Origin of the sequence: Pseudomonas sp. MWU12-2037 (assembly GCF_023242345.1) — a bacterium.
Taxonomy (GTDB): domain Bacteria; phylum Pseudomonadota; class Gammaproteobacteria; order Pseudomonadales; family Pseudomonadaceae; genus Aquipseudomonas; species Aquipseudomonas gingeri_D.
This window is the reverse complement of the sequence record NZ_JALLIZ010000009.1, coordinates 24911-37792: the sequence shown is the minus strand read 5'-3', so window position 1 is coordinate 37792 and position 12882 is coordinate 24911. Positions and strand designations below refer to the sequence as shown.

Annotated in this window: 10 protein-coding genes; 5 read left to right on the top strand and 5 right to left on the bottom strand. The window is 62.3% G+C overall.

Features of this window, described 5'->3' with window-relative positions:
- Positions 1-52: 52 nt before the first annotated feature.
- Genes rsmA through M5B42_RS17660 form a run of 4 tightly spaced genes read right to left on the bottom strand, consistent with a single transcriptional unit; the run spans position 53 to position 5946 of the window.
- Positions 53-871, bottom strand: a complete 819-nt coding sequence (rsmA, locus tag M5B42_RS17675) for a 16S rRNA (adenine(1518)-N(6)/adenine(1519)-N(6))-dimethyltransferase RsmA (protein WP_152741047.1) — start codon at positions 869-871, stop codon at positions 53-55.
- Entirely contained in the window at positions 868-1857 is a 990-nt protein-coding gene (gene pdxA / locus M5B42_RS17670; protein WP_248746573.1) for a 4-hydroxythreonine-4-phosphate dehydrogenase PdxA, read from the bottom strand. The genes rsmA and pdxA overlap by 4 nt, the downstream gene beginning before the upstream one ends.
- A complete protein-coding gene (locus M5B42_RS17665; RefSeq protein ID WP_177103796.1) occupies positions 1854-3170 on the bottom strand; it encodes a peptidylprolyl isomerase in 1317 nt (438 codons plus the stop codon). Before M5B42_RS17665 ends, pdxA begins: the two co-directional genes overlap by 4 nt.
- Complete coding sequence (locus tag M5B42_RS17660) at positions 3151-5946, bottom strand: LPS-assembly protein LptD (protein WP_248746572.1); 2796 nt, start codon at positions 5944-5946, stop codon at positions 3151-3153. Before M5B42_RS17660 ends, M5B42_RS17665 begins: the two co-directional genes overlap by 20 nt.
- A 130-nt stretch (positions 5947-6076) precedes the next feature.
- Between M5B42_RS17660 and M5B42_RS17655 the strand changes: the two genes are divergently transcribed.
- From M5B42_RS17655 to M5B42_RS17645, 3 genes are read left to right on the top strand one after another with little or no spacing between them, the layout of a single operon-like run.
- Positions 6077-7102, top strand: a complete 1026-nt coding sequence (locus M5B42_RS17655) for a phosphotransferase (protein WP_248746571.1) — start codon at positions 6077-6079, stop codon at positions 7100-7102.
- The gene (gene murU / locus M5B42_RS17650) at positions 7099-7773 is read left to right on the top strand and encodes an N-acetylmuramate alpha-1-phosphate uridylyltransferase MurU (protein ID WP_103495717.1); all 675 of its coding nucleotides are present in this window, start codon (positions 7099-7101) and stop codon (positions 7771-7773) included. Before M5B42_RS17655 ends, murU begins: the two co-directional genes overlap by 4 nt.
- A gap of 2 nt (positions 7774-7775) precedes the next feature.
- Positions 7776-8543, top strand: coding sequence for a TerB family tellurite resistance protein (locus tag M5B42_RS17645; protein ID WP_152741043.1), 768 nt, complete (start codon positions 7776-7778; stop codon positions 8541-8543).
- A gap of 10 nt (positions 8544-8553) precedes the next feature.
- Here the strand turns inward: M5B42_RS17645 and M5B42_RS17640 are convergent, their stop codons facing one another.
- On the bottom strand, positions 8554-9543 hold the full coding sequence (locus tag M5B42_RS17640) for an alpha/beta hydrolase family protein (RefSeq protein WP_152741042.1): 990 nt from the start codon (positions 9541-9543) through the stop codon (positions 8554-8556).
- Positions 9544-9615: 72 nt separating this feature from the next.
- Between M5B42_RS17640 and M5B42_RS17635 the strand changes: the two genes are divergently transcribed.
- Complete coding sequence (locus M5B42_RS17635) at positions 9616-12009, top strand: sensor histidine kinase (RefSeq protein WP_248746570.1); 2394 nt, start codon at positions 9616-9618, stop codon at positions 12007-12009.
- A 40-nt stretch (positions 12010-12049) separates the two neighbouring features.
- Entirely contained in the window at positions 12050-12679 is a 630-nt protein-coding gene (locus M5B42_RS17630; RefSeq protein ID WP_100940518.1) for a response regulator transcription factor, read from the top strand.
- Positions 12680-12882 lie beyond the last annotated feature (203 nt).

Genomic DNA, 12882 nt, shown 5'->3' with positions numbered 1-12882 from the left:
TCAAGTCCCGGGTAGTAGGCCAGACATGCGCGCTGGCCTGCTACCGATGGGGTCAGTCGACGTCGGGGGCGGTGACGGCTTGCTCACTGAGTTTGTCGGCCAGGCGCACGAAGGCGGCCAGGTCGAGCTGTTCCGGACGCAGGCTGCCGTCGACGCCGGCGGCTTCGATCTCGGCGTTGCTGAGCAGCGCCTTGAGGGTATTGCGCAAGGTTTTGCGACGCTGGTTGAAGGCTTCGCGCACGACGCGCTCCAGCAGGCGATGATCCTTGGCCGGGTGGGGCAGGACGGCGTGGGGTACCAGGCGCACGATGGCCGAGTCGACCTTGGGCGGCGGGTTGAAGGCGCCCGGGCCGACGTTGAACAGATGCTCCACGCGGCAATGGTACTGGACCATGATCGACAGGCGTCCCCAGTCGCCGCCGCCAGGACCGGCAGCCAGGCGCTCGACCACTTCCTTTTGCAGCATGAAGTGCATGTCGCGAATCAGGCTGGCGTTGTGCAGCAGGTGGAAGATCAGCGGCGTGGAGATGTTGTAGGGCAGGTTGCCGACCACCCGCAGGCTGTTGGGTGCCGGGTTCAGGCTGGTGAAGTCGAACTTCAGCGCATCGCCCTGGTGCAGGTTGAAATTGGCTCGGCTGCCGAATTGCTCATTGAGGATCGGTACCAGATCCTTGTCCAGCTCGACGACATCCAGTTGTGCACCGCTGTTGAGCAGGCCTTCGGTCAGGGCGCCCTGGCCCGGGCCGATTTCCAGCAGGCGGTCATCGGGTTTGGCATGGATGGCGCGCAGGATGCGGTCGATCACGCCAGCGTCGTGCAGGAAGTTTTGCCCGAAACGCTTGCGCGCCCGGTGTTGGTATTGCTCGGTCATAAACGGGTCTCGGCCATCTGGTAGGCGGTTTCCAGGGCGACTTGCAGGCTGCCGGTGTCGATGTTGCCGCTGCCGGCCAGGTCCAGGGCGGTGCCGTGGTCGACCGACGTGCGGATGATCGGCAAGCCCAGGGTCACGTTGACTGCGGCGCCGAAACCTTTGTATTTCAGCACGGGCAGGCCCTGGTCGTGGTACATCGCCAGCACCGCGTCGCAGTGCTCCAGATATTTGGGGTTAAACAGAGTGTCGGCAGGCAGCGGGCCACGCAGGTCCATGCCCTCGCCGCGCAAGCGCTCCAATGTCGGTTCGATGATGTCGATTTCTTCGTGACCCAGGTGCCCGCCTTCGCCGGCATGGGGGTTGAGCCCGCAGACCAGGATACGAGGGTTGGCAATGCCGAACTTTTCCCGCAGGTCGCCATGCAGGATACGGGTGACCCGCTCCAGGCGCTCCGGGGTAATCGCATCGGCGACTTGCCGCAGGGGCAGGTGGGTGGTCACCAGGGCCACGCGCAGCCCCCGGGTTGCCAGCAGCATCACCACCTGGGGGGTGTGGGTCAGGTCGGCGAGGAATTCGGTGTGGCCGGAAAAGGCGATCCCGGAGTCGTTGATCACGCCTTTGTGCACCGGGGCGGTGATCATGCCGGCGAAATCGCCGTCCAGGCAGCCTTGACCGGCACGGGTCAGGGTTTCCAGGACAAAGGCGGCATTGGCCTGGTCCAGTTGCCCGGCGATGACCGGGCTCGCCAGCGGGGTGTCCCAGACATACAGGCTACCCGCCGCCGCCGGTTGGTCGGGCCACTGGCCCGGCGCCACAGGTAGCAGATTGACAGCCACGCCCAGCTGCGCGGCCCGCTCGGAGAGCAGGTCGCGGCTGGTAATGGCAATCAGGGGGTAAGGCTGGGGTTGCGAGGCGAGCAGCAGGCAAAGGTCTGGACCAATGCCCGCCGGCTCTCCGGGTGTCAACGCGAAACGCCGGGGTTTCACTTTGGCGCCTGTTCCGCGCCGGGGAGCTTGATTTCAACGTAGGCTTCGTCGCGGATCTGACGCAGCCAGGTTTGCAGCTCTTCATCGTATTTGCGGTTTCGCAGCACGGTCATGGCTTGCTGTTCGCGTGCCTGGGTGGTGCTGTCGGTGGCGCGACGGCCAAGGACTTCCAGTACGTGCCAGCCGTATTGGGTCTTGAACGGCTTGGACAGGACACCTTGCGGGGTCTTGGCCATCACTTCGCGGAATTCCGGTACCAGTGCGTTCGGGTCGACCCAGTTCAGGTCGCCGCCGTTAAGCGCCGAGCCCGGGTCTTCCGAGAAGCTCTTGGCCAGCGTAGCGAAGTCTTCGCCGTTGGAGATCCGCTCGTAGAGCTTCTGCGCCAGGGCTTGGGTGTCGGCTTCGCTGCGAATGGCGTTGGGCTTGATCAGGATGTGACGAACATGCACTTCGTCGCGCATCTGCGTTTCGCCACCGCGCTTCTCCAGGACCTTCAGGATAATGAAGCCCCCTGGGGTGCGTGTCGGTTCGCTGATGTCGCCAACCGCCATGCTGCTGAGCATGTGGTCGAACGGTGGTGGCAATTGAGCCGGCTTGCGCCAGCCCATGTCGCCGCCTTCCAGGGCGTTATCGCTGCCGGAGTGGGCAATGGCCAACTGACTGAAGTCAGCGCCTTGCTTGAGTTGCCGGTAGAGGTCCTGGGCCTGGGTCGCGGCGGCCTGGATGACTTGCGAGTTGGCGCTGTCCGGGGTCGACACGAGGATATTGGCCAGGTGCAGTTCTTCGGAGAGCTGCATCTTGCCCAGGTCCGAGGCGAGGAAGTTCTTCACTTCCTGCTCCGACACCTGGACCCGCTCGGCGACACGACGCTGACGCACACGGCTGATGATCATTTCCCGGCGAACCTGGTCACGGGCGTCCTCATAGGAGAGGCCGTCGTGGGTCAGGGCCGCGCGGAATTGATCGATGCTCATGTTGTTGCGCTGGGCAATGGTGCCGATGGCCTGGTTCAACTCATCATCGCTGATGCGAATGCCCGAGCGCTCGCCGATCTGCAATTGCAGGTTTTCGACGATCAAGCGATCCAGGACCTGTTGGTCGAGGACGCTGGTGGGCGGCACGCCGCCCCCGCGCTTGGCGATGGTCTGCTGAACCTCGTGGACACGCTGGTCCAGTTGGCTCTGCATGATCACATCGTTGTCGACGATGGCCACGACGTTGTCGAGGGGCTGCACAGCGGCGTGAACCGCCGCACTCAGGACCAGCGCGCCCAGCATCAGCGGGCGCAGACAATCAGAAAGCTTGATCTTCACGTTCACGATAACCTTGGATGCCTTTGTCGAGGAAGCTCTCGACTTTGTTGCCCATGACGCCACCCAGGCCCTTCAGTACAAACTGAAGGAAGATACCGTGGTCGCCTCGTTCGTTTTGCGGAGCCTGTTGACTGAACTCGTCATACTGGACCCAGTAGCGGTTGATCAGGCGCAGCTTCCAGCAGCAGTTGTCGTACTCGAAGCCACCGAAGGCTTCCAGGGTACGGTTGCGGTTGTAGTCGTACTGCCAGCGGCTGATGACGTTCCACTGTGGAACGACCGGCCAGATGACCGAGAAGTCGTGCTGCTCGATCTTGTAGTAGTCCTTCACGTAGCCGGGTTGGCCAGGTGTGCCGTAGTCGCCGCCGAACTGCCATTGGCCAGTGTTCTGGTTGTAGATCACCTGGTCGTTGCGATAGCGATAGCCGGCGTTGATAACCTTGTTCGGGTTGTCTTCAGGCTGGTAGTGGAACATCGCGCTGCCGGAACGTGGCTGGTGACTTTTCGGATCCCAGTTGTAGTCGGCCGTGGCGCGCCAGTCGCGGTTGAAGTTGTAGGCGTATTCCAGGGCGTACGGCGAGACATTGGTCTTGGCGTCGGCACGGGTATTGAAGTCGACACCTGGCAATTGCACGGTTCGATCTTTGAAGTAGTAAGCCTGGCCGACACTCACGCGCTGACGTTCGAAACCGTTGTCTTCGATCCAGCGGCTGGTGACACCCAGGGACAGCTTGTTCTCGTCACCGACGCGGTCGTTGCCGGAGAAACGGTTTTCACGGAACAGCGAGGCATAGTTGAAGCTGTATTCGCCGGTATCGAACACGGGAATGTCTTTCTGGTCTTTCTCTGGAACATAGAGATAGAACAGGCGCGGTTCCAGGGTCTGGCGATAGTTGGTGCCGAACAGTTCGGTGTTGCGGTCGAAGTACAGGCCGCTGTCGATGCTGGCGATAGGGACGCCACGGCTTTGCGAGCTACTGTAGGTGCCGCCGACGTAATTTGGGCTGGTCTGGGCCACTGCGATTTGAGATTGGCCCTGCGAACTCAGATCCAGATCGTATTGGGTGTACTGATACTTGAGCGACGGCGTTACAAAACCATAAGTCCAGTTCAGCGGCAGGCTGACCCCCGGCTTGAGGTTCAGTCGGTCACCGTTGGCACGGGCGAGGCCGGTCACGTTGGTGTCCAGGCGTGGAGAGGTAACGCCATTCTTGTCAGAGAAGGTACCGTCTTCCAGGCTCCGCTCGAAGCGAACGGCTTCAGTTTCGTAGGTGAAATTGAGGCCTTCCGGATGATAAGGCAGGCTGCCGTTGAAGGTGATCTGTGGCAGGCGGTTGTACGGTGTGATAACCGCCACGCTCGCCAGCTCATAGGCCTGCACGTTCACCTGGGCGGTGAAGTCGTCACCGCGATAGCTTGCCGTGGCCTGCTGGTTCACATAGTCGACGCTTCTGACACCGACCTGGTTGCTCTGCAGATCCTGGAAGTAATACGGATCGCTGATCTTGGTGTAGTCGACCGTGGTCAGTACACGTGAATCCAAGCCGCCCTTGTGCTGCCAGTTGACCATGTAGCGATCTTTGGTCGCGTCCGACTGCTTGGAACGGTCGTTACTTTCGTCACTCAGGAATGCACCGCCGAACTGACCTTCGGTGGACTTGGTCAGGTAGCGGAACTCGCCCTCGGTCAACAGGCCGCGCTTGCTCATGTAGTGCGGATACAACGTGGCATCGTAGTTCGGTGCCAGGTTGAAGTAGTAAGGCGTGGTCAGGTTGAAGCCTGAGGTGCTGTCGCTGGAGAAGCTCGGCGGCAGGAAACCGGACTGACGACGGTCGTCGATCGGGAAGTAGATGTACGGGGTGTAGAGAACCGGAATGTCCTTGACCCGCAAGGTCACGTTGGTCGCCGTACCGAAACCGGTCGCCGGGTTCAGGGTGATGTTATTACCCTTGAGCTGCCAGGCGTTGCTGTTCGGTTCGCACGTGGTGTACGTACCGTCCTTGAGGCGAATGATCGAGTTCTCGGCGCGCTTGGCGTACAGCGCGTTACCGCGGACCCGCGACTTGTGCATCACGTATTCGGCGTTGTCGACCCGCGATTCACCCGTGTCCAGCTGCACCTCGGCATGGTCACCGACCAGCAGGGCGCCCTGGTCGCGAACACGAACGTTGCCGTTCAGCTCGCCACGGTTTTCCGCTTGGTACAGGCTGGCTTCATCAGCCTCGACCTGCATGCTGCCCTGGCGCATGACCACGTCGCCGGCCAGTGTCGCGACCTGCTTGTCCTGTTCATAGCGCGAGGCCTTGGCCCCGATGAAGGTCGGCGCATCACTTTTATTCGTCGTGTCATTCATGCCAGGACGAATCGGTTCGATATAGGAACCAGAGCAATAAGGACCGGTTTCGGCCAACTGGGCAGGCGTCAGCTTGTCACGCGGGACCCAGTCGAGGTGACTGTAGTCGGCACTGCGCGACTTCAGGCCACGACCCTTGGCCTCGGTGACCAGTACCGGGCCCGCAGCCTTCTCGCTGCTGGAACCGCTGTCCGCCGTGGCGGCAGTGCCCAAAGCCTCGGCATTGCCGTCATGCACGGGGCGAGGTGGCAACTGGGCCGTAGTGGTTTTGGGCGCACAGTCCCAGGCACCGGAAGCAGAGACAGAACAGTCATACTGTTCCGCGGCGACCGCGAACGGGGTGGCAAGAGGTTGCAGAGCCAGCAAACCGCCGGTAACCAGCAACGGGAATTTTTTACGAAACGCGGGGGATTTCAATGCCATCTTATTAGTCCGGGCTTCCTGCGTGCCATCTGCCCGCGGTGGGGGTCACACGCCTATCGATGGTCAGAAAAAGATGCTGGATAATAAAGCAACACCCGCTTGACGGCTAGCGTCGTCGGAGACCCATGTAATGCCTGACCAAGATGTACGCTTGCAACACCTGAAAGTTTGGCTGGATCGGCAGTTGGAAACGCTCTTTCTGGGCGAAGGCTGGGGCACCATCCCCCCGGCTACGTTGACCGCGGCCAGCAGTGACGCGAGTTTTCGACGCTACTTCCGCTGGGAGGGCGGGGGCCGTAGTTTGATCGTCATGGATGCCCCGCCACCCCGGGAAAACTGCAAACCCTTCGTGGATATCGCCCATTTGCTGGCGAAATCCGGAATCAACGTGCCGAAAATTCACGCGCAGGATCTGGAAAACGGTTTTCTTTTGCTCAATGACCTGGGCAACCAGACCTATCTGGACGTGATCGACAGCGACAACGCCGATGGGTTGTTCGCCGATGCCATCGACGCCTTGCTGGCTTTCCAGCAACTGCCGATGGACAGCGAACTGCCGAGTTATGACGTGGCCTTGCTGCGCCGTGAGCTGGAGCTGTTTCCCGAGTGGTACGTCGGGCATGAGCTGGGCCGCGCTTTCGAACCCGCGCAGTTGGCGATGTGGCAACGGGTCAGCGACCGGCTGATCGACAGCGCCCTGGCCCAGCCGAAAGTGCTGGTGCACCGTGACTATATGCCGCGCAACCTGATGGCCAGCGAGCCCAACCCTGGTGTGCTGGATTTCCAGGATGCGGTCTATGGGCCGGTGACCTACGACATCACCTGCCTGTTCAAGGACGCCTTCCTCAGTTGGCCCGAGGCCCGGGTGCGTGGTTGGCTGCAGGATTATTGGCAGAAGGCGACGGGTGCCGGTATCGCGGTACAGGCCGATTTCGAGGAATTCCTCCGGGCCAGCGACCTGATGGGCGTGCAACGTCATCTGAAAGTGATCGGGATCTTTGCGCGCATCTGCCATCGTGACGGCAAGCCACGTTACCTGGCCGATGTACCGCGCTTCTTCGCTTATATAGAAGCGGTGGTAGCGCGCCGTCCGGAGCTGGCCGAACTGGGCGAGTTGCTGGCCAGCCTGCGTCGGCCGGTGGGGGCCGAGGTATGAAGGCAATGATCCTGGCTGCCGGCAAAGGCGAGCGGATGCGTCCGTTGACCTTGCACACCCCCAAGCCGCTGATCCGTGCCAACGGCACGCCGCTGATTGACTATCACCTGCGGGCGCTGGCGGCCGCCGGGTTCAAGGAGGTGGTGATCAACCACGCCTGGTTGGGACAGCAGATCGAAGACTACCTCGGCGACGGTTCCCGCTATGGCCTGAGCATCGCCTATTCGCCCGAGGGGGAGCCGCTGGAAACCGGTGGTGGTATCTTCCGTGCGTTGCCGCTGTTGGGTGATGAGCCCTTCCTGGTGGTCAATGGCGATATCTGGACTGACTATGACTTTGCTTCGCTACGTCGGCCGATTGCCGGGCTGGCGCATCTGGTCATGGTCGACAATCCGCCGCACCACCCGGCCGGGGGCGACTTCAACCTGCTCGACGGCCAACTGCATGACGGTGGGGCGCTGGGCGAGAAGCTGACCTACAGCGGTATTTCAGTCCTGCACCCGCAACTGTTTGCCGCCTGCTCGGACGGCGCCTTCAAGATCGCGCCGTTGTGGCGCGAGGCGATGGCGCGGGGGCTGGTGAGTGGAGAGCACATGCACGGACACTGGGTGGATGTCGGCACCGTGGAGCGCCTGGCGCAAGTCGAGCAATTGTTGAAAGAGAGACACTGATTATGTTGTGGCCAGGGACTCTGATTGGAGCCGGGGCGGGTTTTGCGATCGCCAGTATTCCGGGGGCCATGTTGGGCGCGTTACTCGGGCAGGCGCTGGATCGGCGCCTGCAATTGCACAGCCTTGCCCATTTGCGCGAGCGCCTGGGGGGCAAGCCGGCGTTACGCAACGATGAATTGCTGTTTGTCTTGTTGGGGCGACTGGCCAAGAGCGATGGGCAGGTGGTCGACGGACATATCCAGCAGGCGCGCGAGGAAATGCGTCAACTGGATATGGCTGATGCGGCGCGGCGCCGGGCGATTGCCGCGTTCAACCGGGGCAAGTCGGGGAATGATCGACTGCGCGGCTACCTGAATCACCTGAAGGCCCAGCCCCATGCCGCCGAAGGCGTTTTGCGGGCGTGCTGGCGAATGGTCTGGGCCGACGGTCGGGTCGGGACGACGGAGCGTGAGTTGATCATGCTCTGGGGCAAATGGCTGGGTTGGACCAGCCATCAGGTCCAGGCCCTGGCCCATGACTACGAGCCGGGGCGCAAGGTGCTGTCGAACACGACCGGGACTTATGAGGAGGCGCTGGTGTTATTGGGCGTGGCGGCCAACAGTGAGCCGGCGCAAATCAAGCGGGCTTATCGGCGCCTGCTCAGTCGCCACCACCCTGACAAGATCGCGGGCAGTGGTGCCACGCCTCTACAAGTGCGCGAGGCCACGGAAAAAACCCGCGATTTGCACAATGCCTATGTGCTGATTCGCGAGCGCAGGGATTTCCGTTAGGCGCTACGTTTCAGAGACCGCCCACATCCTGCGGGTTCAACCAGCCACGGATGCGCCGGAATAACTGTTCCTGCCCGGCATTGCCCGGCAGGGCCTTCAGCGCGATCTGGTTGTAGCTTGTGGTTTTCTGCCGCTTGCTGGCCTGCAACCGCTCCAGTGCGGCTTTGCGATCCAGCGGCCGGTCCTGGTAGAAGAAATCCGCCGTCGCCAGTTTCAGTCCAGGGGTGATCTGAGCCAGGTTCTGTGGCGCAGTGGTCGGCGTCTGCGCGGCCACCAGGAGCAGTTTCTGGATCTGTGGCGAAGGCTTTTCGCTCATGTAGCGGGCCGCCCAGTAAGCGCCGGTGCCATGGCCCAGGAGAACCACACTGCGAGCATTTTGCTGCTTGGCATAGGCAATCGCCGCGTCGATTCGTGCGAAGATCCGCTCTGCGTCGGCTTTCAACTGATCTTCAGCGGTTTGCACGGCGGCCTGGTCGACCACCTCGGCTTCGGCGCTGGCCGCCTGTTCGATGGGCTTGGCCGTGGTGCTGGCGTCCTTGCTGTTACTGGCGGTCGCCGCCGGTGCCTTGGGCGCTTCGTCCACCCGTGGCTGGATCGCGTCGCTTTGCAGGTCCGGCAGGGTCAGGCTCAGGCTGCTCCACTGCGCATCCGGGAACTTGCGCCGCAACGGGCCGATTGCCTGGGGCCAGTCAGCGGTTTCGCCGGCACCGGGAATCAGGATCACCGCGCCCAGGGGCGAAGGCGTGTTGGCCGGTTTCCACAAGGCCAGGAAACTGTCGCCGCCGGCTTGCAGTTGCTGTTGTTCCTGCTGGGGCAATTGGTGTTCCAGCGCGGTCGCGTCTTCCTGGCTACGCTCGAGCAGGGGTTGGCGCTCCACCGGCTTTTCGGCGGGCTTCTGCGCCGCGGCCGGCGCCGGATCGGCGGCCATGACGGGCGCGGCACAAGGTAGTATCAGCGACAGGCACAGCGCGGGCAGTGCCAGGCGGTAGAGAAGAGGCATCGAATTTTCCAGGCCAGAGTCATCCTGGCAGCCTAATGGGTTGGTCAGCATTTGTCAGTGTGTGAGCGTCGAATGATACGGTTTTGCTGCCTGTGGGTTATCGGCTGTTTGTGTTTTCCCTTGATTGCCTGGGCGGCGCCTGCTTCCCATGGGCAAGGGGTTGTCTTGTCCGGCGAGCAGCGCGAGTGGCTCGACCAGCACCACGAGTTGCGGGTCGGTCTGGTCCTGCAGGCGCCGTATGCGCAATACGACCGTCGGCTGCAGCGCTTGTCCGGGGCCAATGTGGAACTGATGGCCTGGGTGGCCAAGAGCCTCGATGTCGAACTGACCTGGCGTAACTTTCCCGATCAGACGCAACTGGAAAAAGCCTTGCGCGAAGGCGAGATCGACCTCGCACCGGGGCTGACCCAGACCCCGGCGGGGCTGCGCCTGTGGCTGTTCTCCGATCCTTATATGCGTGTACCGCAACTGGTGGTGGGCGAACGCAACGGCGCCGGCGCCGTGGAGCTGGAAAAACTCGACAGCCAGACCCGCGTGGCCGTGCGCATGCCCAGTACGGTCGCCGATTACCTGCGCAACACCTACCCCAATCTCAATCTGCAGGGTGTGCCGCTGGAGCGCCAGGCCCTGCAATTGTTGACGAGCCAGCAGGCTCGCTACGCGGTGATCGATGAGGCGCAGCTCAGTCGCCTGTCCAACGAAGAAGAGTTTGCCGGGCTGGCGGTGGTCGGCGATATCGGCTTGCCGCAGCTACTGCGAGTGGCGACACGGCGCGACTGGCCGGAACTGGCGGGGGTTGTGGAGAAGGCTTTGCATGCGATCCCGGCGCGGGATCTGGAGCAACTGCATGCCCGCTGGCTGCAACCGAAGTACCCGCGCCTGACTGAGTCACCGGGTTTCTGGCAAAACCTCTGTCTGCTGCTGGCGGTGTTGTTGTTCGCGGGCCTGGCCATCATCTTCTGGCTGCGTCGCCAGCAGCACAGCCTGGAGCATGAGCTGCTCGCCGCCCGGGAAGCCCTCGCCCGACGTGAGGCGAGTGAAGAAGCCCTGCGCCTGACCCAGTTTTCCATCGACCAGAGCACGGTGGGGATTCTCTGGGTCAACTGGGACAGTCATGTCCGTTATGCCAACCGGGCGGCGGAAGAGATGCTCGGTTATCCGCCGGGCGGGGTGTTCGACCGCCCCTTGATCGACTTCGATCCGAACCTGAACATGGATCGCTGGCTGAACCTGTGGAAGCGTGCCCGGGCTAGCGAGGAAGGCCCGCAAAGCCTGGAAACCCAATGCGTTCGCGCCGATGGCAGCATCCTGCCGGCCGATGTGTCGTTGAGCTTCCTGCGTTTTCGCGAGGGCGAATACCTGGTGGTCTACCTCAACGACGTCACCGAGCGCCGTCGTGCGCTGGCCTCAGCCCAGGAAAGCGAAGCGCGTTTGAAGGCAATCGCCGCCAATGTGCCGGGTCTGGTGTTCCGCCTGGAGCGTGTGCCGCTGACCGGCGAGCTGCATTTCCCCTACATCAGTGAAGGCAGCGAGAACCTGGTGGGTTATGCCCCGGCGACCCTGCGCCGGCAGGAGATCGGCTTGCGCAGTCTGGTGCATCCGGAGGACAAGGCCGGTTACCACCAGACCCAGGATCGGGCGCTGGAGGCGGACAGCGACTGGTCCTGGCAAGGCCGGATCATGACCCGCGAAGGCCGCCAGCGCTGGGCCGAGATCAAGGCCATCAGCCGTCGGCTGGAGGATGGTAGCGTGGTCTGGGACGGTATCGTCTGGGATATCAGCGAGAGCAAGCGCATCGAGCTGGAACTGGCGGCGTCCCGCGAACAGCTGCGCGAGCTGTCGGCCCACCTGGAAAGCGTCCGTGAAGAGGAAAAGGCCCGTATCGCCCGGGAGGTTCACGACGAACTGGGGCAGATGCTGACGGTGCTCAAGCTGGAAACGTCCATGTGCGAACTGGCCTATGCTCAGCTCGATCCTGGCCTGAATGATCGGCTCAACAGCATGAAGAAGCTGATTGCTCAACTGTTCCAACTGGTCCGGGATGTGGCGACGGCCTTGCGCCCACCGATTCTCGATGCCGGCATTGCCTCGGCCATCGAATGGCAGGCCCGGCGGTTCGAGGCGCGGACGCAGATTCCCTGCCTGGTGCAAGTGCCGGAGCATCTGCCGGCCCTCAGCGATGCAAAAGCCATCGGCCTGTTCCGCATCCTCCAGGAAGCGCTGACCAATGTCATGCGTCATGCCCAGGCGCATACTGTTGAACTGACACTGGCCATTGAAGGCGAGGATTTATGCCTGACCATCAGTGATGATGGCGTAGGATTCGTCTCCGCCAGCGGCAGGCCGACCTCCTTCGGAGTGGTCGGCATGCGTGAGCGGGTATTGATGCTCGGCGGCACGTTGCGCCTGGAAAGCGTGGTGGGTGAGGGGACGACCCTCAGCGCACGGGTGCCGTTGGACGTGTAGGCCTTGATAGCGGTTCAACTGATTCAACCGGGAGATAACATTGATCCGCGTACTGGTAGCCGAAGACCACACCATTGTCCGCGAGGGCATCAAGCAGTTGATCGGTCTGGCCAAGGACCTGTCCGTGGTGGGGGAGGCCAGCAATGGCGAACAACTGCTCGAAGTCCTGCGCCATACGCCCTGCGAAGTGGTCCTGCTGGATATCTCGATGCCGGGTGTCAACGGCCTGGAGGCCATCCCGCGGATTCGCGCGTTGAACAATCCCCCGGCGATCCTGGTGCTGTCCATGCACGACGAGGCACAGATGGCGGCTCGGGCCCTCAAGGTCGGTGCCGCCGGCTATGCGACCAAGGACAGCGATCCGGCTCTGTTGCTGACAGCGATCCGCAAGGTCGCGGCCGGCGGTCGCTACATTGACCCGGACCTGGCCGACCGCATGGTCTTCGAAGTCGGCCTGACCGACTCGCGACCACTGCACGCCTTGCTCTCGGAGCGCGAGTTCTCGGTTTTCGAGCGTCTGGCCCAGGGCGCCAATGTCAACGACATCGCCCAGCAACTGGCCTTGAGCAGCAAGACCATCAGCACCCACAAGGCGCGGTTGATGCAGAAGCTCAACATCACCTCCCTGGCCGAACTGGTGAAATACGCGATGGAGCACAAGCTGCTCTGAGACGGAATTCCCTGACCTTGTAGGAGCGAGCTTGCTCGCGATGGACGTTAACGATAACGCGGGAAGTCTGATGCCCCGCGGAGCCTGGGTCACCATCGCGAGCAAGCTCGCTCCTACAAAAACAGGTATGCACATATCCATTTGCGACAGCCTTGGATGGTCGTCTGACGCTGTTCCGGGCCTCGCCGTCGGCAGCGGCTTGC